The organism is Streptococcus sp. 29887, assembly GCF_032595075.1.
Taxonomy (GTDB): Bacteria; Bacillota; Bacilli; order Lactobacillales; family Streptococcaceae; genus Streptococcus; species Streptococcus iners.
In genome coordinates, this window is the sequence record NZ_CP118735.1 from 37,694 (window position 1) to 61,611 (window position 23,918).

21 protein-coding genes and 1 pseudogene are annotated in these 23,918 nt (G+C 42.9%); all 22 read left to right on the forward strand.

Features of this window, described 5'->3' with window-relative positions:
* The first annotated feature begins 95 nt into the window (after positions 1–95).
* The gene (locus PW252_RS00240; RefSeq protein WP_105144875.1) at positions 96–860 is read left to right on the forward strand and encodes a DpnI domain-containing protein; all 765 of its coding nucleotides are present in this window, start codon (positions 96–98) and stop codon (positions 858–860) included.
* Positions 861–939: 79 nt separating this feature from the next.
* Positions 940–1,107: a DpnD/PcfM family protein gene (locus tag PW252_RS00245; protein ID WP_105144876.1), complete on the forward strand. Its 168-nt coding sequence runs from the start codon at positions 940–942 to the stop codon at positions 1,105–1,107.
* Positions 1,108–1,322: 215 nt separating this feature from the next.
* The gene (gene purD, locus PW252_RS00250; protein ID WP_248051132.1) at positions 1,323–2,585 is read left to right on the forward strand and encodes a phosphoribosylamine--glycine ligase; all 1,263 of its coding nucleotides are present in this window, start codon (positions 1,323–1,325) and stop codon (positions 2,583–2,585) included.
* Positions 2,586–2,610: 25 nt separating this feature from the next.
* Positions 2,611–3,099, forward strand: coding sequence for a 5-(carboxyamino)imidazole ribonucleotide mutase (gene purE, locus PW252_RS00255; protein WP_172017017.1), 489 nt, complete (start codon positions 2,611–2,613; stop codon positions 3,097–3,099).
* Positions 3,086–4,153, forward strand: coding sequence for a 5-(carboxyamino)imidazole ribonucleotide synthase (gene purK, locus PW252_RS00260; RefSeq protein ID WP_248051130.1), 1,068 nt, complete (start codon positions 3,086–3,088; stop codon positions 4,151–4,153). Before purE ends, purK begins: the two co-directional genes overlap by 14 nt.
* A 159-nt stretch (positions 4,154–4,312) precedes the next feature.
* Positions 4,313–5,605, forward strand: a complete 1,293-nt coding sequence (purB, locus tag PW252_RS00265; protein WP_248051128.1) for an adenylosuccinate lyase — start codon at positions 4,313–4,315, stop codon at positions 5,603–5,605.
* 222 nt (positions 5,606–5,827) lie between these two features.
* On the forward strand, positions 5,828–6,436 hold the full coding sequence (locus tag PW252_RS00270; RefSeq protein WP_248051125.1) for a hypothetical protein: 609 nt from the start codon (positions 5,828–5,830) through the stop codon (positions 6,434–6,436).
* Positions 6,405–7,658: an MFS transporter gene (locus PW252_RS00275; protein WP_248051122.1), complete on the forward strand. Its 1,254-nt coding sequence runs from the start codon at positions 6,405–6,407 to the stop codon at positions 7,656–7,658. Before PW252_RS00270 ends, PW252_RS00275 begins: the two co-directional genes overlap by 32 nt.
* 250 nt (positions 7,659–7,908) lie before the next feature.
* Positions 7,909–9,522, forward strand: a pseudogene (locus tag PW252_RS00280) (IS1182 family transposase); the annotation flags it as partial.
* Positions 9,523–9,720: 198 nt separating this feature from the next.
* Positions 9,721–10,989, forward strand: coding sequence for a MerR family transcriptional regulator (locus tag PW252_RS00285; RefSeq protein WP_248051119.1), 1,269 nt, complete (start codon positions 9,721–9,723; stop codon positions 10,987–10,989).
* Positions 10,990–11,182: 193 nt separating this feature from the next.
* Positions 11,183–12,181, forward strand: coding sequence for a Holliday junction branch migration DNA helicase RuvB (ruvB, locus tag PW252_RS00290; protein ID WP_105152787.1), 999 nt, complete (start codon positions 11,183–11,185; stop codon positions 12,179–12,181).
* 66 nt (positions 12,182–12,247) lie between these two features.
* Positions 12,248–12,862 (forward strand): HAD-IA family hydrolase, encoded by a 615-nt coding sequence (locus PW252_RS00295; RefSeq protein ID WP_248051117.1) that lies wholly within the window; start codon positions 12,248–12,250, stop codon positions 12,860–12,862.
* Between the two features lie 101 nt (positions 12,863–12,963).
* Positions 12,964–13,887 carry a helix-turn-helix domain-containing protein gene (locus PW252_RS00300; RefSeq protein ID WP_248051115.1) on the forward strand — a complete coding sequence of 308 codons (924 nt, stop codon included), beginning with the start codon at positions 12,964–12,966 and terminating at the stop codon, positions 13,885–13,887.
* 82 nt (positions 13,888–13,969) lie between these two features.
* On the forward strand, positions 13,970–14,878 hold the full coding sequence (locus tag PW252_RS00305; RefSeq protein ID WP_125183993.1) for a helix-turn-helix domain-containing protein: 909 nt from the start codon (positions 13,970–13,972) through the stop codon (positions 14,876–14,878).
* Between the two features lie 234 nt (positions 14,879–15,112).
* Positions 15,113–16,333, forward strand: a complete 1,221-nt coding sequence (locus PW252_RS00310) for a bifunctional folylpolyglutamate synthase/dihydrofolate synthase (protein ID WP_248051113.1) — start codon at positions 15,113–15,115, stop codon at positions 16,331–16,333.
* Positions 16,334–16,522: 189 nt separating this feature from the next.
* Positions 16,523–18,037, forward strand: a complete 1,515-nt coding sequence (locus PW252_RS00315; protein WP_248051112.1) for a quinol oxidase — start codon at positions 16,523–16,525, stop codon at positions 18,035–18,037.
* Between the two features lie 107 nt (positions 18,038–18,144).
* Positions 18,145–20,082, forward strand: coding sequence for a DNA mismatch repair endonuclease MutL (gene mutL, locus PW252_RS00320; protein WP_248051111.1), 1,938 nt, complete (start codon positions 18,145–18,147; stop codon positions 20,080–20,082).
* Positions 20,083–20,155: 73 nt separating this feature from the next.
* Positions 20,156–20,521 carry a helix-turn-helix domain-containing protein gene (locus tag PW252_RS00325; protein ID WP_222338894.1) on the forward strand — a complete coding sequence of 122 codons (366 nt, stop codon included), beginning with the start codon at positions 20,156–20,158 and terminating at the stop codon, positions 20,519–20,521.
* Positions 20,522–20,535: 14 nt separating this feature from the next.
* On the forward strand, positions 20,536–21,183 hold the full coding sequence (locus PW252_RS00330) for a CPBP family intramembrane glutamic endopeptidase (RefSeq protein WP_248051110.1): 648 nt from the start codon (positions 20,536–20,538) through the stop codon (positions 21,181–21,183).
* Positions 21,184–21,261: 78 nt separating this feature from the next.
* A complete protein-coding gene (gene ruvA, locus PW252_RS00335; RefSeq protein ID WP_248051109.1) occupies positions 21,262–21,852 on the forward strand; it encodes a Holliday junction branch migration protein RuvA in 591 nt (196 codons plus the stop codon).
* A gap of 226 nt (positions 21,853–22,078) precedes the next feature.
* On the forward strand, positions 22,079–22,636 hold the full coding sequence (locus tag PW252_RS00340; protein WP_248051108.1) for a DNA-3-methyladenine glycosylase I: 558 nt from the start codon (positions 22,079–22,081) through the stop codon (positions 22,634–22,636).
* Between the two features lie 69 nt (positions 22,637–22,705).
* Positions 22,706–23,887: a competence/damage-inducible protein A gene (locus PW252_RS00345; RefSeq protein ID WP_248051106.1), complete on the forward strand. Its 1,182-nt coding sequence runs from the start codon at positions 22,706–22,708 to the stop codon at positions 23,885–23,887.
* Positions 23,888–23,918 lie beyond the last annotated feature (31 nt).

Sequence of the window (23,918 nt, forward strand, 5' to 3'; positions counted from 1 at the left end):
TTTTGATGCAAGAAAGACACCCCGGCTGGAGAAGTTGGGGTGGTTTTTGGTATAATAAGATAAAACAATCGATAGTATTCTAGGCGGAGGAAATCTTGGATTTACGGTTTAATATGGATTTGGTTTCAAAGTACTCTAGCAATAGTCAGAAAGCAAGAGTTCTGACGGAGAATTGGGTAAACCAGAATAGTTACTGTCCGAATTGTAGGCAAAAGCCATTGATTCATTTTGAAAATAATAGACCAGTTGCTGATTTTTTCTGTGTTGAATGTTCAGAAGAGTATGAACTTAAAAGTAAAAAGGGGAATTTTTCTTCCATTATCAATGATGGTGCTTATGAAAGCATGATAGAGCGTGTTCAGGCAGATAATAATCCTAACTTTTTCTTTCTAACCTATTCAAAAGAGTTTGCAGTTACGAATTTTTTAGTTTTGCCTAAGCAGTTCATTACGGTAGATACAATTATCAGACGTAAACCACTTGCTCCTACTGCCAAGAGAGCAGGTTGGGTGGGCTGCAATATTGATTTATCACAGGTTCCATCATACGGTCGTATTTTTTTGGTGAAAAATGGCCATGTTAGAGAACCTGATCTTGTTTCTAAGGAATTTTCAGAAACATTGTTTATTCGAAAGCAAAGTATTGCAACGAGAGGCTGGTTGTTAGAGATTTTAAAATGTTTAGATCAAATTGAAGAAAAAGAGTTTACATTGGAAAGATTTTACCAATTTGAAAATGATTTGAAACAGAAATTTCCAAATAATAAACATGTCAAAGATAAAATTCGTCAACAGTTGCAAATTTTACGTGACAAAGGTGTAATAGAATTTTCAGCAAGGGGAAGGTACAGAAAGCTATAATCAGATTTACGTGGAGAATTGCAGTAAGAAGTAGAGTAGGATTTAAAATTTATTCAATATCACTGAAAGGATAGTCAATATGAGGGTATATGAAATTGTCTTTACTGAAACCTTATCAAAAGTAGTTAAGATTGAAGCGAGAAATCGTGAGGAGGCACTGCAAGTAGCTCACGATATGTATATGTCGGAAGAAATTATTCTAGATGCGAATGATTTTCAAGAATATAGCTATGGGCTGTTGAAGTAAAAATATTGAAAGAAGAAAAGACTATGTGAACTCGATACTACGTTTTCAATCTTGACATGCTAAAACAAGGTTACTTATATGATTTGTTTAGATAATCAAATTTGCTCACCTCGTGTGAGCTTTTTTCATTCCCGAACGTTACCCCGTTCTTTCTATCAAAAACTGTCTATTTTTGCTATACTGTTTATATAAAATCCGTTTTTGAGGTGTAAAAAATGAAACTTTTGGTTGTTGGGTCTGGTGGTCGTGAACACGCTATCGCAAAGAAATTGTTAGAGTCTGAGCAGGTGGAACAGGTCTTTGTCGCTCCTGGAAATGATGGAATGACTTTAGATGGTATCAAGTTAGTCAATATCGGGATTTCCGAACATTCTGCTCTAATCAACTTTGCTAAAGAAAATGACATTGCCTGGACATTTGTTGGTCCAGACGATGCTCTGGCAGCAGGTATCGTTGATGATTTTGAACAGGCAGGGCTAAAAGCTTTTGGCCCTAGTCGTCTAGCCGCGGAGCTGGAGTGGTCAAAAGACTTTGCCAAGCAAATCATGGTCAAATACGGCATTCCAACAGCAGCCTTTGGCACATTTTCCAACTTCGAAGAAGCCAAAGCCTACATCGAAGAGCAGGGCGCACCAATCGTGGTCAAGGCGGACGGCTTGGCACTAGGCAAGGGTGTAGTCGTGGCGGAAACCGTCGAGCAGGCGGTCGAAGCGGCACGGGAGATGCTCTTGGACAACAAGTTCGGGGACTCAGGTGCCCGCGTAGTCATCGAGGAGTTCTTGGCGGGCGAGGAGTTTTCCCTCTTTGCCTTGGTCAACGGCGACCAGTTCTATATCCTGCCGACAGCCCAGGACCACAAGCGTGCCTTTGACGGCGACCAAGGTCCTAATACAGGCGGCATGGGGGCTTACGCTCCTGTTCCCCACCTGCCTCAAAACGTGGTGGACACAGCGGTTGACACCATTGTCAAGCCCATTCTGGACGGCATGATTGCGGAAGGGCGGTCTTATTTGGGCGTGCTCTATGCTGGTTTGATTCTGACCGACAAAGGTCCCAAGGTCATCGAGTTTAACGCCCGATTTGGCGACCCAGAAACCCAGATTATCCTGCCTCGTCTGACCTCTGACTTTGCTCAGAACATCGACGACATCCTCCACAAACGTCCGACACAGCTGACCTGGCTGAATAGCGGCGTGACGCTGGGTGTTGTCGTGGCCTCAAACGGCTATCCTCTGGACTACGAAAAAGGCGTGACCTTGCCAGCGAAGACTGAGGGCGACATGACGACCTACTATGCAGGGGCTCGTTTTGCGGAAAATAGCAGAGCACTGCTATCAAACGGCGGTCGGGTCTATATGCTGGTCACCACAGCAGACACCGTCCAAGATGCCCAGGAAAAAATTTACTCGGAGCTGAAAAATCAGGATACGACAGGCCTCTTTTATCGGACAGATATTGGAAGCAAGGCAGTAAAATAAGGGATACAGAAAAGGAAAGACAAGTATGAACATTCCAATTTCCATCATCATGGGGTCTAGTTCCGACTGGAAAACCATGAAAAAAGCAGCCGAAGTGCTGGACAAATTTGGTGTAGCCTATGAAAAGAAAGTGGTCTCTGCCCACCGCACACCAGACCTCATGTTCCGTCATGCCGAGGAAGCGCGTGGTCGTGGTATTAAGGTCATCATCGCAGGAGCGGGCGGTGCGGCTCATTTGCCAGGTATGGTGGCGGCTAAGACGACCTTGCCTGTTATCGGTGTTCCAGTCCAATCTCGTGCCCTCAGCGGTGTAGATTCCCTCTATTCTATCGTGCAGATGCCGGGTGGTGTGCCTGTTGCGACCATGGCGATTGGCGAAGCAGGTGCCACTAATGCAGCTCTGACAGCTCTCCGAATTCTCTCCATTGAAGACCAAACCATTGCAGCTCAGCTGGCAGATTTTGCCAAGGAACAGGAAAAAATTGCGGAGGCGATGACAGATGACCTCATCTAAAACAATCGGAATTATCGGCGGCGGTCAGCTGGGTCAGATGATGGCTATTTCCGCCATTTACATGGGCCATAAGGTGATCACGCTGGATCCCGCGGCGGATTGCCCAGCCTCCAAGGTCAGCGAGGTCATCGTCGCTCCCTATCACGATGTGGCGGCCCTCAAACAGTTGGCGGAGCGGTGCGATGTCCTGACCTACGAGTTTGAAAATGTCGATGCCGACGGACTGGACGCGGTCATCAAGGACGGTCAGCTCCCTCAGGGGACAGATCTCCTCCGCATTTCCCAGAACCGCATTTTTGAGAAGGATTTTTTGGCGAAAAAAGTCGGTGTACAGGTCGCACCTTATAAGGTCGTTACCTCCAGCCTAGATTTAGAAGGACTTAATCTTTCGAAACGATATGTGCTTAAGACAGCTACTGGAGGTTATGATGGTCATGGGCAAGTAGTGATAAAGTCGGCTGCGTCAGTCCTAATGGCGAACAAGTTAGCCAACTCTGCCGAGTGTGTCTTGGAAGAGTTTGTGAATTTTGACCTGGAAATCTCCGTCCTTGTGTCTGGGAATGGCTCCGACTACACCGTCTTTCCTGTACAGGAAAATATCCACCGCAATAATATTCTTTACAAAACTATCGTGCCTGCCCGTATTTCTGATGAACTTGCTGAAAAAGCCAAAACCATGGCCCTACAAATCGCAGACAAGCTCCATTTGGCAGGCACCCTCTGTGTTGAAATGTTTGTGGCAGGGCAGGATATTCTGGTCAACGAAATCGCCCCTCGCCCACATAATTCGGGGCATTATTCTATTGAGGCCTGCGATTTTTCACAGTTTGATACCCATATCCGAGGCATTCTCGGGGAGTCTCTACCCCCTATCCGCCTGCTCTCTCCAGCTGTCATGATTAACGTTTTGGGACAAGATATGGAAGTAGCTCAAACCTTTCTTCAAGAAAACCCTACCGCCCATCCCCACTTTTATGGTAAACTAGAAGCAAAGCACAATCGCAAAATGGGACACGTGACGGTGTTGACGGATGATGTTGAGGTGGAGTTGTAGGATAAAACCATGGCTACAGTTTCAATGTTATTTAGTTGTTAGCTTTGCCTTGATAGTTTATTTCTTTAAGAAATTAAATCAAGTCGTCAATTTGTCAAAGGAAATCCGAGATAGCTTGGAAAAGCAATAAGTAAATTTTTTAAAATTTAAGGAGCAAAAATGATCAATCGTTATTCCCGCCCAGAGATGGCGGCTATTTGGAGTGAAGAGAACAAGTACAAGGCTTGGTTGGAAGTGGAAATCCTCGCTGATGAGGCCTGGGCTGAGTTGGGTGAGATTCCCAAGGAAGATGTGGCCTTGATTCGTGAGAAGGCGACTTTTGACATCGACCGCATTTTAGAGATTGAAGAGGAAACCCGTCACGATGTGGTGGCTTTCACGCGTGCGGTTTCGGAAAGTCTTGGTGAGGAACGCAAGTGGGTCCACTACGGTCTGACATCGACCGACGTGGTGGATACGGCTTACGGCTACCTCTACAAGCAGGCCAACGACATCATCCGTCGTGACCTTGAAAACTTTACCAATATCATCGCTGACAAGGCGCGTGAGCACAAGTACACCATTATGATGGGGCGGACCCACGGTGTTCATGCGGAGCCAACGACTTTTGGTTTGAAACTGGCGACTTGGTATAGCGAAATGAAACGCAACATGGAGCGTTTTGATGTGGCGGCCAAGGGCGTTGAAGCTGGTAAAATTTCAGGTGCGGTTGGTAACTTTGCCAATATTCCTCCCTTTGTGGAAGAGTATGTTTGTGGCAAATTAGGCATTCGTCCGCAGGAAATTTCGACCCAGGTCCTACCTCGCGACCTCCACGCAGAATATTTCTCAGCCCTAGCCTTGATTGCAACATCTATCGAGCGTATGGCGACAGAAATCCGTGGGCTACAAAAATCTGAACAACGTGAAGTCGAAGAGTATTTCGCCAAAGGCCAAAAGGGCAGCTCTGCTATGCCCCATAAACGCAACCCTATCGGCTCTGAAAATATGACCGGTCTGGCTCGCGTGGTGCGTGGTCACTTGGTGACGGCTTTTGAGAATGTGGCTCTCTGGCACGAACGTGATATTTCCCACTCGTCAGCGGAGCGGATTATCACGCCTGATACGACTATCCTCATCAACTATATGCTCAACCGTTTTGGCAATATCGTCAAGAACTTGACGGTCTTCCCTGAAAATATGAAACGCAATATGGAGTCAACTTTTGGCTTGATTTACAGTCAGCGTGTCATGCTCAGATTGATTGAAAAAGGCATGACCCGTGAGGAAGCCTATGATTTGGTGCAACCAAAAACTGCGCAGTCATGGGATAATCAAGTGGACTTCAAGCCCCTTCTCGAAGCAGATGAGCGCGTGACAGCTAAACTCAGCCAGGAAGAAATCGATGAACTCTTCAACCCAGACTACTATGCCAAACGGGTGGATGACATCTTTGAACGACTTGGATTATAAAAAATCAAAATTCTTTGGATTTTCCAGAGAATTTTTTAGTTTATTTGCGAATAAATAGGTGAAGGGGAAAACAAGCTCCCTCCGCTAGACGATCATTCGTAAGTAAAAATAAATTATTTTTTACAAAAGTTTACGAATAGATAAGTGTAGGGGGAGCAAGCTCATAACTTATTCAAAAAAATAGGACAAGTCCGTTGTGAGTTAATACCTTATGAAGATTCAATGTCTGAAGTTTCCATTCCCATTAGTCAATTATTGGATTTAGATGATTTATCCCAATATATTCGTTGGAAGGAAGATGATGAACGTCTAAAAATTCTTATTGATAGAGAGAGCAATATGGGATTAGACGGCTTGGCTGGAGTCTTAGTTTTAATGGAAGACGGTGCTTTATCAGCTACCCATCAGCAATATGTTGTAACAAAGATTTCGGACAAAATTGTAGAAACAGAGTATGGACCGTCAATTGCATATGGACTAGGGTATGCTTCGCCTTATCTAACTACAGGTGTTGCGGGGGTGCTGAAAGCCTTGCAGTACATTGGTTATCCGAAGTTCCTCGACCTATCTCAAGAATTAGTGAAGGGGTTGTTAGTTGAGTACGGTCAATATCCAGATTTTAGGCAAGGGATGTTGGGAGTTGCAGATACCTTGCTAGATATATTTAGTGCTACAACGGATCAGAAACTACTGGCAGCCGTAGAGAAACAGTTAGTGATGGTTGCAATTAAGGCAAAGTATGATAAGAAATTACAAAAAGAATTACTTTATGTATTTTCACGTTACGGGAGAATAAAAAATGAATTTACTATTAAAAAACAAACTGTATAATGTATTAGCTGTTTCACGTTTACTCAATTCATTGGGTGCACACATTTATAACCTTGTTTTCGTGATCTATGCAGCTACTCAATTTCGCTCAACATGGGCGATATCTGTCGCTAATATAATTATGGTTCTCCCTACAATTTTTTCATTTTATATGGGGATTCAAGCAGATAAGACTAAGAAAAAGGCAAACGCATTGTTTTCAGCAGCCCTTGTTCAGACTGTGTTATTCTTTGTTATGTCATTCTTACTTCAAAGTACAACGATTGGAGTATTTGCTCTTGTTTGTGTGATGAATGTAATAACTGATTTATTGTCTGATTATTCTTCAGGTTTGCGGTTACCGATTATGCAGAAGAACTTGAAAGAGGATGAACTTATGGAAGCTTATTCCTTCTTTCAATTCATTTCTTGTGTGAGTGGTATTGGTGGGCAGGCTTTAGGGTTATGGCTTCTATCATTGTCAGGTAATAATTTTAGTATTGTTGCGATGTTGAACGCTTGTTTCTTCTTTATTTCTGGAATTTTACTCTATACACATAAAAAACATTTGACGCATGATGAAATTGAAATAGCATCGTCACAATCCATCAAACAACAGTTAAGTGATGTGATTGATGGTATTAAGGTTGTTTTTGAAACCAATGCCTCTGGTAATCTTTTGACAACTTTAAGTTGTATTTTACTGATGAATGCCCTAGGTGGTGCACTTGGTTCTATCTATACTATCTATTTTCTAGATAAGAGCTTGTTTGGGATGACTTATGGTCAAAGCCTTCTGACTATTAATGCTATCTTAATTGTTAGTATGATTGTTGGGAGTTTGACACCAAATGATTACTTCGCAAAGTTATCTCTTACAAAAATGATGATTTGTAATGCGATGGCATTGACTGGAGTTGGTGTAAGTCATTTATTGGGACTAAGTGAGTTTGTAGGAGTAGTTTTTCTAGCATTTTCAGCCTATATCGGTGGAAAGGTCAATCCCAAAATTGATTCTCTATTACTAGCGAATACTTCGCCGGAACTACTAGCTCGAACAGATACTTTATTGACCATGTTATTTACGCTTTTTCTTCCTGTGGGAACCATTCTCTTTTCTACATTAGCTACTATACATATTCATTTGACTTGGGGGATGTTTGCTTTTATTGGATTGCTTGCAACTATCTTGGCAGTCCAATCTCAGCTAGCAACTGAAAAATCTAAACTTGTATCTGTATAGAATGGTTTGTTACTCAAAATTCTTTGGATTTTCCAGAGATTTTTTTAGTTTCCCTTAAGCTTGGCGAGTTATACTATATCCAAGCTAGAAATAGCGAAATTTCTTTTTCATATAATCTCCATAAAACGAGGCTGGGCAAAAACTAGCTTCTCACATATAAAAAAACGAGCATTTCCAATTAGGAGTTGCTCGTTTTCCATTTCATGCTTTATAATTATAATAACGACAAAACAACTAGAAAGGCATGAAAATGTATAAACAGTATAACACAAATCAGTTAAGTTTGGAATTAAATATTGCTTGGGACTTACCTGCAACGCATGAGGCTCGTCTGATTAGTCAGTTTGTGGATACTATTCCTCAATCCGTTCTATTGGAAGAAACTTCTCATACTGGTCGTCCAGCCTTTCATCCAGCCATGTTGCTTAAAATGACCCTGTTTGCCTATGCTCGTCAGGTATTCTCTGGTCGGAAAATCGTTCAAATGAATGAAGAAGTTATTCCTATGAAATGGCTGAGTCAGGATACCTATGTCTGTTATCGGACCATAAACAGTTTTCGGGCTAGCACACACGCCAATCAGCTCATCAAAACGGCCTTCATCTACTTCACTCTCCTCCTCAGAGAGAATGGATTGATTGAAGATGAGGCTCTCTTCATTGACGGGACCAAGGTAGAAGCTGATGCCAACAAGTATTCTTTCACGTGGAAAAAGGCCGTTGAACGCTATGAAGATGCCTTGAACGGAAACATTTCTGCCCTTTATGACAAGCTAGTTCAAGAAGGGGTAAATACTGCCTTGTCCAAGGAAGAATGCCTCACTAGCGAGGGACTAAACCAACTCCTACAAGAAACCGAACAAGTATTGGACGAGGTGGAAGAAGCTATCTCACAAGAGCCGAAAGTCATTAAAGGTGGATCAGCCAACAGACAGAAACGAAGAAGAATTAAGAAACTCAAGAGAAAGTTGAAAGAAGATTGTCTTGTTCGGAAACAGAAGTACGAACGAGATAAGCAGATTCTACAAGAGCGAAACTCCTACTCTAAAACGGATCACGATGCAACATTCATGAGAATGAAAGAGGAAAGAAACAGTCTGGGGAGAGACTGTTTCTTCACGAGCCTTGAAATAAAAGAGCGAGTATGAAGAATGGTCAGCTCAAACCCGGTTACAACCTTCAACTTGGTACAAACAACCAGTTTGCCTTGGCTTACGGACTGTTTCCGAATCCAACTGACACTCGTACACTCAAGCCTTTTCTTCAATCCATCCAAACCTTAGAACTCTTTAAACACATTGTCGCGGATGCAGGTTATGGTAGTGAAGAAAATTATAGCTTTATCGTTGATGACCTGGAGAAAACACCTCTGATCCCCTACGGAACATATCAGAAAGAGCAGAAGAAAAGCTATAAGAAGAGTGATGCCAATCCTGAAAACTGGACTTACTTAGAAGATTCTGACCAGTGGATAAAACCAGATGGGGTTGTCTACTCGTTTAAGAATTATTCACGAAGAACGGAGCAGAATGGGTTTGAGAAAGATATTAAGATTTACGAAGCTGATCCTGTACAAGCTAGTGAAGAGTTAGACCAGTTAGCACGGACAGAGAAAGGAAACCTCAAACAAATTCAGTATAATCCTACGTGGAACTATTTCAAGAACTTAGTCAAAGAGGAATTGACAAGTAAAGAGGGAGCCCGCATTTATGCCAAACGCAAGGTGGATGTCGAACCTGTATTTGGTAGGATGAAGGGTGTTTTTGGCGTGCGCAGAGTCCATGTCAGAGGTCAAAAAGTGGTTGAAACTGAGATAGGATTCCTCCTAATGAGTATGAATCTCACGAAATTGGCTAAGAAATTAGTCCAAGATAATAGAGATAAAAAGAAAAACACAGATAGTTCGGCTGAATTTCATCAGAAGCAGCTCGAATCTATCTGCGTTTTTATTTATTGGCTAGTTTTTGCCCAGCCTCGTTTTTGTATAAAAAATCAAAAAATCCTTGACTCATCCCTAGGGGAATGGTGTATGCTAGGACTATCAAAACAGATGGAGGTTGCTTATGCAGGTCAAAGATGTGGAGAAGTTGACAGGCTTGTCAACCAAGGCTATACGGCTGTATGAGGAAAAGGGATTGATTGAAGTGGCGAGAAATCCGCTCAACGATTACCGTGATTATTCAGAGGAAAATGTGCGGCAGCTTCGCTTGATTAAGTTGCTCCGCTATTTTGAGTTTTCCCTAGCAGAGATTAAGGACCTCCTAGCCTTGCCAGAGGAGGATTTGCGATCAGCCTTGCATGAGAAAAAGCAGGGAATCAACCAGCAAGCAGAAGAATTGGCAGACAAGGTTGATTTGCTGGACCAGGTGGTCAGGGATTTGGGCAAGAAAGAGGATTGGTTGGAAGAAGCACAGGAATCCATTGCTTTTGTGGAAAGCGGGGAATTTCAAGATTTCAAACAAGATTTAGAAGATGCCTTGTTGCCAAGTATTTGGATGACTCTCTTACAGACCTTGATGCTATCAGGTCCCATCCTCTGGCTGTTTACCCGAATCCAACAAGGTCGGCAGGAAAACCTTTTCTTATTAGCAGTGGTGTCCCTATTGGCAACCGCTTGGATAACGCTTCTCTGGCGAGACTACCTCGTAACCTGGTGGAAACATCGGGACAAGGTCCGCCAGAAAAACCGCAGTCAGGCCTGGTGGATTCCGATTGGTCTTATCTCCCTCGTAGGTGGGATTGCCTACTTTGTCCTTGTCGGCTGGTTGACTGAAAGAATTTTCCTACCAAGCGATTGGCTCTTCTATGAGTATTCGACTGGTCTGGGCAAGGTTGCTATATTTTTTATCATGGCTTTTCTTGCTTTTCTTTTGGGCAAACTGGCGAGGCTGGTGAAATTATCTTGGAAATATGGCTTGGGTCTGGCAGGCGGTTGTATCCTATTGACCGCTCTGCTGATTTCTACCACAACAGCTGTGACCAAAGACCAGATTATTGACATCAATCTGTTGGCTCCGTCCATGGAATATCTTTACAGCGATGTCAAGTCTGTCTGGACAGGCTTTGGGACCAAGCTAGTGACAGTGAACAGGTCTGAAAGGCAAGGGGAATTCAGCTATCAAATTCAACTGGATGGAAAAAAGATTGTGTTTATGCAACCAGCTGCTAATCAGAACTTGATCCCTGACGATACCTATATCGAGTTAGAGGAGTTTGATCAGCGATTGATGAATTTGGGAATTTCCAAAGAAAGTTCAGCAGAAGGCAGTCAGTATAATGAGTTAGATGCGCACTTTCTAGAGCGATTTTTGCGAATAGTGGAAAATCAATAAAATGAATCCTGTTTTAGTTTCCCTTAAGTTTGACGAGTTATACTTTATCCAAGCTAGAAATAGCGGATTTCCTTTTCACCTAAAGGTGTCCCTAGCTCTAAGTCGCAAGCGACAAGAGCTAGGTATCATATAATCTCCTGGAAATACTGGACTCACTGAGTCTGGTATTTTCATTTTGTGCTATAATGGTTTCATGACTAGAATTTTAGATATGGAACAAATGCAGGACGAGGAGTATGTTGAGCGTACCCTGCGTCCGCAGAAATTAAATGAGTACATCGGTCAGGACAAGGTCAAGGACCAGCTGAAAATCTTTATCGAGGCGGCCAAGCTCCGTGATGAAGCCTTGGACCATACCCTTCTGTTTGGCCCTCCGGGTCTGGGGAAGACGACCATGGCCTTTGTCATTGCAAACGAACTAGGGGTGAATATCAAGCAGACCAGTGGTCCGGTTATTGAAAAAGCAGGTGACTTGGTTGCCCTTCTCAATGACTTGGAGCCTGGTGACGTCCTCTTTATTGATGAAATCCACCGTATGCCTATGGCGGTTGAGGAGATTCTCTATTCTGCTATGGAAGACTTCTACATCGACATTATGATTGGAGCAGGGGAGGCCAGTCGCTCCGTGCATTTGGAGTTGCCACCTTTTACCCTGATTGGAGCGACCACTCGTGCAGGTATGCTGTCCAATCCTCTGCGGGCCCGTTTTGGGATTACCGGTCATATGGAGTATTATGAACTGGCTGATTTGACGGAGATTATCGAGCGGACTGCGGACATCTTTGATATGGAGATTACCCATGAAGCCGCTATCGAGCTGGCTCGTCGTTCACGTGGAACTCCCCGTATCGCCAACCGTTTGCTCAAGCGGGTGCGGGATTTCGCACAGATTATGGGCGACGGTCTGATTGATGACAGCATTACGGACAAGGCTCTGACTATGCTGGATGTGGACCGCGAGGGGCTGGATTATGTGGATCAGAAGATTCTCCGCACCATGATTGAGATGTACGGTGGCGGTCCTGTCGGCCTCAACACCCTGTCGGTCAATATTGCCGAGGAGCGTGAGACGGTGGAGGATATGTACGAACCCTACCTGATTCAGCAGGGCTTCCTCATGCGGACACGGACGGGGAGGGTTGCGACAGCCAAGGCCTACGAGCACTTGGGTTATCCCTATACGGAAAAATAATGGCAGAGCAGATGAGAAAGCTACGATTGCATTTCGAGTTTGGTCTAGACTAGGAATGGAGATAAGATGAAACCGACATTTATTTGGGATTTGGATGGAACGCTCTTGGATTCTTATGAGGCGATATTGGCTGGAATCCAAGAAACCTATGAACAATACAAACTTCCTTTTGACCGTGAGGAAGTCAAACAATTTATACTGCGCTATTCTGTCAAGGATTTATTGGTGCGTGATGCGGACAAGTACGGTCTGGATAGCGATGAACTTAATCGCGTGCGTGCAACTTCCTTGAAGGAGAAAAATACACAGATTCCCTTGATGGCTGGTGCGCGTGAAATTCTGGACTGGACAGCAGAGAAAGGAATTCAAAATTTTGTTTATACACACAAGAGTGACAATGCTTTTCAGGTTTTGGAGGATTTGGGTGTTCGTCACCATTTCACAGAAATCTTGACCAGCGATTCTGGTTTTGCCCGCAAACCAAGTCCAGAAGCTCTGCTATTTCTCATCGACAAATACGGACTGGACAAGGGAAATACCTACTATATTGGGGATCGTCTGCTCGATGTAGAAACAGCTGTCAACGCAGGAATTCACAGTATCAATTTGCAAATTGATGGTGTGAAGAAAAATTGGAAGATTGAGAAATTGGTGGATATAAAAGAAAAGTTTGAAGTATAGATATAGTTTAAAACTATTGCAAGTCATGAAAATATTCAATTAGCCATCTATAGCTAATTTTGATACACTAGGGATGTGAAATAAAAATAGCGAGGTGAGTTATGAACGATAAGGAATTTGGTCAACGTGTGCGTCAACTGCGAGAAACTGCTAATCTGACACGTGAACAGTTTTGCGATGACGAACTTGAGCTCTCCGTCCGCCAATTAACCCGTATAGAAGCAGGTACTTCTAAGCCGACTTTTTCAAAAATCCAATATATCGCAACCCGCTTAGGCATGGGGCTCTACGAGCTTATGCCAGATTATGTGTCGCTACCTGAACGATATTCCAAACTGAAGTTTGATGTACTTCGTACACCGACTTATGAAAATGAGGAATTGATGGAAAAACGGGCAGATATGATGACAGAAATCTATGATGACTATTATGATGACTTGCCCGAGGAGGAGAAAATAGCAATCGATGCTATTCAATCAACCATTGACGTATTTGAAACGAAGACAGCAGAATTTGGTCAAGATATTCTAGATGACTATTTTGAACAGATACATAGAAAAAAACAATTTTCAGCCAATGATTTGTTGATAATCCAGCTCTATTTAATCAATTTGAGAATGGAAGTTAAACAGAGCAGTGATTTTCAGCACTTTTTAGACTTGGTGGAAAAGTTACCAAGCCAAGTAGAATTAGTTGAACCTGGGGATTTGTTTATTTTAAGGGATGTGATGATAACTTCTGTTGGACTTTTGGGACAAAAGGAAGAATTTAGCTATATTCCTACACTCTTTGAAGCACTTGATAAGATAATGCAGAAGACCCAAGATTTTCAAAAGAAACCTATTCTTAATCTGCTTAAGTGGAAATATGAGTTGTTAATAAATAAAGATAAAGATGCAGGAACTGCCTTATATGAAGAAGCACTTCTTTTTGCAAGAATAATTGGTAATGCCCACCTAATTGCTAAATTAGAAGAGGATTGGCAAATAGATGTGAAACCAGCAGAATATTCAGGTTGTGTGTAAGGTCTAGGTATTCACCCACGATTAACAGCGTTGATAAACTTTGTTTTTTATAATATAAAAAAAGTATATTCGGAGGTGTTTTATGAACGATAAGGAATTTGGACAGCGTGTACGTCAACTTCGAGAAACCGCTAGTCTGACACGTGAACAGTTTTGCGATGACGAACTTGAGCTCTCCGTTCGCCAACTAACCCGTATCGAAGCAGGTACTTCTAAGCCGACTTTTTCAAAAATCCAATATATCGCAACCCGCTTAGGCATGGGGCTCTACGAGCTTATGCCTGATTATGTATCTCTACCTGAACGGTATTCCAAACTGAAATTTGATGTCCTCCGAACACCGACTTATGGAAACGAGGAATTAGTTGAAAAACGCGATGCTATCATGACGGAAATCTATGATGACTACTATGATGACTTGCCTGAAGAGGAGAAAATCGTTGTAGATACCCTATGCTCTCTATTTGATGTATTGGATACAGATAGTCAGGAATACGGCAAAGAAATTCTTGATGATTATTTACATCAAAGTTACCATCGTGCCAAATTGTCTATAAATGATTTAATGATTTTGCGGTTATTTGTCGAACACTGTGAGTTAGAAACCTTAGCTTCTGGAACCGCAAATTATACACTATTTATAGATTTGGTAGAGAAATTACCTCAAATAACCTACGATGTGCATTCGGAATCCTTATTTATTGTCAGAGATTTATTGCTAGCTATTGTTCGTATTTTATTTTCGAAGGAGCTGTATGGGTATGTTCCAGTCTATATAGAAAAAATTGAAAATATTATGGAATTATCGCAAGATTTTCAGAAAAAGCCAATTTTAAATCTGGTGAAATGGAAATATGAATTAAAGGAGAAACATAATCGCGAAGGAGCCGAGAGATATTTTAATGAGGCTGTAACACTTGCTAGTCTATTGAATCAAATTCATTTGAAAGAAAAACTCCAAATGGAATGGGAACAAGATACCCAGAGCTAAAAAGATGACATTTTTGTCCTGTTGAGAATCTAGAGTTTATTTTATACTAGGTTCATAAAACAAAAGGAGATTATGTTATGTTTAATTTTTTAAAATTTTTCAGTGGTTTTGGTCAATTTGGTGAAGATAATTGGTGGGTGAAGTAACAACGTCTATGTTCTTTCAAACAATATAGTAAAAAGCCAACATCCGTTAGGCTTTTTTGTTATACTAGACAATATATAGGAGGTGGCTATGTTAGAAAATTGGTTAAATGCTAAACAAGGTCAGGTATTTCATTACAAGATGGAAAAGATTGAGTATGCCCTGGAACTGTTGGGAAATCCTCAATTTACAGTGCCGGTCATTCATGTGGCTGGGACCAACGGCAAGGGGTCGACCATTGCTTTTCTGCGCCAGCTCTTTCAGACTCACGGCTTGCGTGTAGGTAGTTTTGTATCTCCCCACATGGTGAGTGTGCACGACAGGATTTGTATTAACAGCCTGCCCATCTCCGACCACGATTTTCAGCACTATTTACAGAAAGTCTACGACTTGGAGCAGGAAGTTGCCGCACGCTATGAGCCCTTCCGCTATTTTGAGGTCATGGTACTCATTATGTTCCTCTATTTCAAGGACCAACAGCCTGATTTGGCGTTAGTAGAGGTGGGGATCGGCGGACTTTTGGATACGACCAACGTTGTGGCACCAGCCCTAAGCCTTATTACCTCCATCGGCATGGACCATCAGGATTTACTAGGATCGACTTTAAGGGAAATAGCAGAGCAGAAAGCAGGGATTATCAAGCAAAACGTGCCTGTCGTCCTTGGACCACTTTGTCCAGAAACCACAGCCTTCTGTCGCCAAATTGCCCTTGATAAACAAGCACCTGTCTACCAATTTGGTCAGGAATTCACCTATAAAGCAGGACAGTTCAGCAATGCGGACTTGGAACTGTCAGAATTGGTTCTAGGCTTGGCTGGTCAGCACCAAGAAGAAAATGCGGCCGTAGCCCTACAAACTTTTTTGCTTTATATGGCAAGAATTCAAAAAACTGTTTCTCCTCAGTTCATTAAAAATGCCCTTGCCCAAACCAGCTGGGCCGGTCGTTTGGAATTGGTCGTTCAAGAGCCAAAAATCTATTTGGACGGTGCCCACAATGTTCCTGCCACCGAACGCTTGATTGACTTTATTCAAGAACAAGACGAACCTGTCACCATTCTCTTTTCAGCTCTTCGACGCAAGGATTTTCAAGAAATGCTTGAATTATTGGAAGAAAAGTTACCGCATACTCCCCTTGTATTAACCAGCTTTGCCTATGATGGTGCCTTGTCTGAGGAAAACCGACAAGGACGAGATTATGTTGAGAACTATCAGCAGTTTATAGAAGACTGGCAGTCTGATGGACAAGGTATACTGATTATTACTGGTTCCCTTTACTTTATCTCAGAAGTACGTCAGATTTTTAAAAAATGAGTAGCTTTTTCGAATAAATAGGTATGACACATGCGGAGAAAGTAGCCTTTTTAAAAGAATTCCAAGAGACCAAACGCCATACCTTTCGACAATTGGAGCAATTTGCGAAAATTTCCAGAACTCCCGATAGGAAATGACATTGGGAGTGCTTTTTGATATAATAAAAAAAGCATACTCAAGGAGGAGAATATGACAGAATTAGATGCAGTTGCTCACGAAGTATCTTATCAACCTCGGCGCCGTCGAAGAGCAAGGCGTTCGCAAGGTTATCAGCTGAGTGAAGATTTTAAGGCCAGGATGCCCAAAACAAAGATTTGGCCGGCTCTCGTTTGGAGTTTAGTACTGAGCCTAGTGAGCGTAGCCAATCCTTTTCTAACCTTTTTAGCGACGAATGAGCAGACACAGCATTTGTATGCCGGAATGGCTATGATGGCTGGTCAGAATCCCTACGGAGATTTCTTCGCAACAAACGGCGTTTTATATTACTTACTAGCCTGGTTAGGTCATATTGATGGAGGATTTATTGTATTTGGTTTTCTCCAAATGATTGCGCTGTTTATCGCAGGAGTTTATTTCTATAAAATCATGGTCTATTTTAGTCAGTCGGAACGGTTGGCGACCAGTTCAAGTCATTGGTTTTATATTTTTATTGCTTCTTTAGGATTTGGCGGCTTATACGCAGAAATCTTTGCGCTTCCCTTTGTTTTGGCAAGCCTTTGGTTCCTAGTCCGCTATTTTGCAAATGCTGTGGGTGATGAGGCCTTTATCCTGTATGGAATTGAGGCAGCCTTGGCCTTTCTGATTTATCCAGAGAGCCTCTTATTATGGTTGCTAGCTGGTTTCATATTGTTTGTTTTTAACACGCAACAACGGCAAATGGCTCGAGGGTTCTATCAATTATTGGCAAGCATATTTGGTCTTCTATTGGTCTTGTATCTAGTTGGCTACTATGCATTTGAAGCCCAGATACTTGGTACAGCTATTCAGCAAACCTTTCTTTACAATTTAAACTTGGACTTCCAGTATGCAGACCTGTATATGGCACTGGGAGTTGTAGCTAGTTTTTTGTTGCTATCTGGTTTTTTCAAGGGATTTATCCAGACGGTATCTTCCTTCGGTCAAGGCCGGTATACTCATATCAAGGTTCTAATCCTGCTCGTTTTTGTAGCTCAGCTGGTGTTTATCATTGGAACCCCAAATGGTCATTATAGCCAACTGCTTAGTCTATTGCCTTATGGTTTTGTGATGACTGTTCTTCATTTGGGTGCTGATTCAGAAGCTGAGGAACGAGGCTATCTCAGTCGTCACTTTTTCCTGCCTCTTGTCATGGCTTTTGGAATGGTGGCACAACCAGCCTATACTTATTTTGTAGAGGGGGATTTGGTCACGGATCGTGCAAGCATTGCTAGTTATGTTGGGCAAGAAACGACTAAGACGGATAAGATTTACGTTTGGGATAATAGCGCTAGTATCTATCTGGATAGCCAGCGTCTGTCATCCGCCACCATTATCTCAGCGGAGCCTTATCTGACTACGACTGGTAATCAAAATAGCTTGCTATATGACCTCAATAAAAATGAGGCAAGTCTGGTGATTGTTAATAAGAACATCCCACTCTTAGATGATGTAAAAGCAAATTTAGAGCTGCAGTATAAACCTGTCAAAACGACCGATTACTTTATTGTCTATCAAAAGAATGAATGATTGCCTGGGCAGTCATTTTTTCATGGACTTAGAAACAAAGGGATGTGTGGTATAATGGAGGAATAAGTAAACGGGAAAAGAATGTCTAAAGGAATGTAGGAAAAGATATGTCACAAATTATCGAATTGCCAGAAATTTTAGCCAACCAAATTGCAGCAGGTGAGGTGATTGAGCGACCGGCCAGTGTGGTTAAGGAGTTGGTGGAGAACTCGATTGATGCAGGCGCCAGCCAGATAGAAATTCGTATCGAAGAAGCTGGGCTAAAAACTATTCAAATTACGGACAACGGCGAAGGTATTGCCCCTGACCAAGTAGCTTTGGCTTTGCGTCGTCATGCGACAAGTAAGATAAAAAATCAGGCAGACCTGTTCCGCATTCGGACCTTGGGTTTTCGTGGTGAAGCCCTGCCCTCCATTGCCTCTGTCAGTCAAATGGTTATTGAAACAGCTACAGCCGACCATGCCCACGGCTTGCGTCTGGAGGCAAAGGGTGGTGTCATTGAGTCAGAGGAGCCGATTAGTCGACCAGTTGGTACCCAGATGACTATTTCAGATTTGTTCTACAACACTCCTGCCCGTCTTAAGTATGTCCGTAGTCAGCAGGCCGAGTTATCGCATATCGCTGATATTATCAACAGGCTGAGCCTGGCCCATCCTGAAATCGCCTTTACCCTGGTCAATGAAGGACGGGAATTGATGCGGACAGCAGGCACAGGCAAGCTCCGTCAAGCTATTTCGGGTATTTACGGCATCGCTTCTGCTAAAAAAATGGTGGAAATTGAGGCTGAGGACTTAGATTTTCACATTTCAGGCTATGTTTCCCTGCCAGAATTGACCCGTGCCAACCGCAATTACATCTCTATTTTCATCAATGGTCGCTACATCAAGAATTTCTTGCTCAATCGTGCTATTTTGGAAGGTTACGGCAGCAAGCTCATGGTGGGTCGTTTTCCACTGGCGGTGATTTCTATTGAGATCGACCCTTATCTAGCCGATGTCAATGTCCACCCGACCAAGCAAGAAGTCCGCATTTCCAAGGAAAAGGAACTGATGAGCCTGATCCGTGAAGCTATTATTAAGGCTCTCAAGGAACAGGATCTAATTCCTGATGCCCTGGAAAATCTGGCCCAGTCTAGTACGCGTACCAAGGTCAAAGCAGAGCAGGTCACCTTGCCACTCAAGGAAAGCAAGCTCTACTATGACACTGTTAAGCAGGATTTTTTCCTCAAACCAGAAGTGGTCGCCGAGGAGATCAAACCCTTGGAGGAAGACAAACAGGCTCCTCAAGAAGCACCCGAGGAAAATGCGGTCAAGTCTGTCCAATTTGCAGAACGCCAGACAGCTGAAAGTGCAGACCCAGAACACCCTAACTTGAGTGCTAAAGAGTTGGCCAAATTAGCAGACAAACTAGACCAAGAAGAAACCTCGACCTTCCCAGAATTGGAATATTTTGGTCAAATGCACGGCACCTATCTCTTTGCACAAGGAAAAACAGGACTGTATATCATCGACCAACATGCTGCACAGGAGCGGGTCAAATACGAATACTACCGTGAGAAGATTGGTCAGGTAGATAACTCTGCCCAGCAGCTCTTGGTGCCTTATATCTTTGAATTCCCTCAAAATGATGCCCTCAATCTTGCGCATAAAATGGATGCCCTCCGTCAAGTTGGTGTCAACTTGGAAGAGTACGGTGTCAACCAATTCATCTTACGTGAGCACCCTATCTGGATGAAGGAAGAGGAGATTGAGGCTGGTATTTACGAGATGTGCGATATGCTACTTCTAACAGACCAGGTGTCCATCAAGCAGTATCGGGCAGAGTTGGCTATTATGATGTCCTGCAAGCGTTCGATTAAGGCCAATCATGCCTTGGATGATTATTCGGCGCGTGATTTATTGCGGCAATTATCCCATTGTCAAAATCCCTACAACTGCCCACATGGCCGACCAGTCTTGGTGCATTTTAGCAAATCAGATATGGAAAAAATGTTTAGACGCATTCAGGAAAATCACACGAGTTTACGTGAGTTGGGGAAGTATTAAGGATTTTAACCCCCCTGTAAAAGCATTTGGACTAGCTATTTTTACCGCCAGCTTGTAAAGTAAAGGAGGAAACATGACCAATCTTGGACAGCTCATTCACATGGAGCGAACAAAACGACAGGAATCGCAAGAAACCTTGGCAAAAGCAATCGGAGTGTCACGGCAAACAGTCTTAAACTGGGAAAAAGGTCGCACCTTACCTGATAGTGCCAGTCTAGTCAGCATTGCCCAACGTTATCATCTTTCTTTTGACCAGTTAATTGGCTTACAAGTCAAGGCTAAGAAAAGGCGGGTCTGGATAAATTACCTGCTTCTCCTAATCCTATTCGGTCTAGGTATCTTTGTCGGTGGCAATGTCACTCTCTTGCTTCCTTTCCTCATCGTTTTTCTCCTCATCGGTTTCCTTATCCAAGAATTCATGTTGACCAAATCTTTATAAAGCGAGGTCATCGTATGGTCCGAAAGGATAGACTATTTATTGCATTTATTGTTCTTGGCGTACTCAATCTGCTGATTAAGTTGCACCGTTATTTAGGATTTAGTCCGACTTATAGTCTTTACTACCAGCTTGCTAGTTTTATCTTGCTATTTGCACTTGGCATGTACCACTATAGAGAGTTGCTTTGGACTGATTTTAGAAAATTGCGGAGCTGGAAACTGCTTTACCAATTCCCTTTGTTTTATCTTGCAGACTTTTTGGTCATGTATGGAGGAAGTTTTCTCCAATACTTGATAGTGAAATCATTCCATATCTCAGAAGGTATAGGCAATGTCACAGCAGTTAATAAGATAAGCCAAATCGTCCCACTTCCAATCTTTTTGCTGATAGTGGGAATCATCGGTCCAATTGTTGAAGAACTTTTTTATCGGAAATGTTTACAGGGTAGTCTGAAAAATGTTTTAAATCCATGGTTTGCTATTGTCTTGCAAGGTCTCATTTTTGGCTTAGGGCATGCTAAATCTCTCGATAGTTCAGAAATTATCAACACGATTCCCCAGATTTGTTCGGGTATTTACCTGGGTTATCTCTATCACAGAGCAGGCAATCTTTGTTATCCGATGCTCGTTCATTGTGTAGGCAACCTATCCGTCGGATATTGAAACCTAGCTTCGCTATCAATAGCGAGGCTTTTTATGGTACAATGGAAAGACATAAATTATCACCGATAAAGGAAGTATATGTACGACTATATCAAAGGAATGTTAACCAAAATTACTGCAAAGTATATTGTGGTAGAAACTCATGGCGTTGGCTATCTCTTGCAGGTGGCTAATCCCTATGCTTACTCTGGGCAGGTCCAGCAAGAAGTAACGGTCTATACCCATCAAGTTATTCGTGAAGATGCTCATCTGCTCTACGGCTTTGCGACAGAGGCTGAAAAATCTGTATTCCTCAGTCTGATTTCAGTATCAGGTATTGGACCAACAACGGCTTTGGCAATTATTGCTGTTGATGATAATGACGGTCTGGTGCGGGCTATTGAGCAAAAAAATATTACTTATCTAACCAAGTTTCCAAAGATTGGCAAGAAAACAGCCCAACAGATGATTTTGGACCTGGAAGGCAAGTTTGTCATGAGCGAAGAAGCGGGTCCTGTTCAACAAGTAGCACCCTCCAGTGAAAATATCGCCCTCGATGAAGCCATGGAAGCTATGGAAGCACTCGGTTACCGACCAGCCGAACTCAAGAAAATCAAGAAATTCTTCGAAGGTACCAACGATACCGCAGAAAATTACATCAAATCAGCCCTTAAAATGTTGATGAAGTAATAAGATACAAAGGACGCAAAGGACAAAGATAAAATAGGAAACCTAACGCAGAGCCTTTAGGCTATAGGCAGGTTTATCTTTTTCTCGCAGTCCTTAGTCCGTGTTCAATTAACGTACCAGTATGATGCTTGTTGGAGCACCTCATCATACTACGTCAATCGCCATTGGCGATGTACCTTACTAACTCGCCATATTCGGCTGTTCTAATCACAAAAAAGGAGAACAGATGTCCCGTTGTTCTTGGGTCAATCTCAACAATCCCCTCTATATAGCCTATCACGATCAAGAATGGGGGCGCCCTTTGCATGAGGAGCGGGCTCTCTTTGAATTGCTTTGTTTGGAGACCTATCAAGCAGGTCTGTCTTGGGAAATTGTGCTCAACAAGCGACAGGCTTTCAAGGCTGTCTTTCATGGTTATGACTATCATGCGGTTGCTAGCATGACAGACCAGCAGCTGGATGCCCTGCTCGACAATCCAGCTATTATTCGGCACAAGGCTAAGCTCTACGCGACCCGTGCCAATGCCCAAGCCTTTCTCAAGTTACAGGAAGAATGTGGCAGTTTTGACCATTATATCTGGTCTTGGCTAGCAGGTCGCCCACAGGTCAATTCGGTTGGTGACTACCGTCAAGTTCCTGCTAAAACCTCCCTTTCCGAGGCTATTTCCAAGGACTTGAAAAAACGAGGTTTTAAATTTGTCGGTCCTGTCTGTGTCTATTCTTTCCTACAAGCAGCCGGGCTCATTAACGACCATGAAAATACGTGTGACTGGAAAAATATCTAAAACCACCACCCAATTACGAACTAATAGATAGGCAGGTAACTGCATGCTATCAAAAGTAGAAGGAGGAATATGAAAGCAGAACTAATTGCCGTCGGGACGGAGATTTTAACAGGACAAATCGTTAATACCAATGCCCAGTTCCTTTCGGAGAAATGCGCAGAGCTGGGAATTGATGTTTACTTCCACACAGCTGTTGGAGATAATGAACAGAGGCTTTTATCTGTACTGGAGTTAGCCAGCAAGCGTAGTGAGATAGTTATTCTCTGTGGAGGACTGGGGCCAACAGAAGATGACTTGACTAAGCAGACCTTGGCAGCCTTCTTAGGTAGAAAATTGGTCTTTGATGAAAAAGCCATGGCAAAATTAGACCGCTTTTTTGCCAGCCGACCAGGTCGTGTCCGCACGCCCAACAATGAGCGCCAAGCACAAATCGTTGAGGGAAGTCAGGCTTTGCAAAATCCAGCTGGTTTGGCAGTAGGAGGCTTGATTGAGCAAGCTGGAGTGACCTATGTTGTCTTACCTGGTCCTCCAAGTGAACTTAGAGCCATGTTTACAGAAAGTTTACAACCTTTGCTTAACCAGTCAAGTCAGCAACTCTATTCTCGTGTTCTACGCTTTTTTGGTATTGGCGAAAGTCAGTTGGTGACGATTTTAGCTGATTTGATTGACAAACAAACTGACCCAACTCTTGCCCCCTATGCCAAGGTTGGTGAAGTGACCTTGCGCTTGTCCACCAAGGCAAACAGTCAAGAAGAAGCAGATTTCCGTCTGAATCAGTTGGAAGAAGACATCTTACAACGTGATAAACTGAGAGAATATTTCTATGCTTACGGTGAGAAAAATAGTCTAGTACAGACAGTAGCAGAGCGATTGGTGGAAAAGAATAAAAGCATAGCTATCGTCGAACAGGGAACAGGCGGACTTTTACAGTCAGAAGTCAGCTTGGCTTTGGCTGGGCAACCTTATTTTAGCGGTGGAAAAGTCATCGGTCAGTTAGGTACAAAATCGGGCAGGTGCTCAGAAGAAGCTGATGGCATTCGTGAGGAGCTACAGGCTGATTTGGGACTGGCTGTGTCGGTACTTATCAAGCCTGAGTCGACAGAGGATAACGTTCTTGTAAAGGTATATCTAGCCTTGGCTGACACCTCTGGCATTTCCCAAAAAGAGGTTGACTTGGGTGGCTACTCCTGGCAACACATCCGCCAATTAGCTTGCTTGCAAGCCTTAGATTTTGTACGAAACACTTTGTGAAAGAAAAGAATTTTGCTATAATAGTTTGATT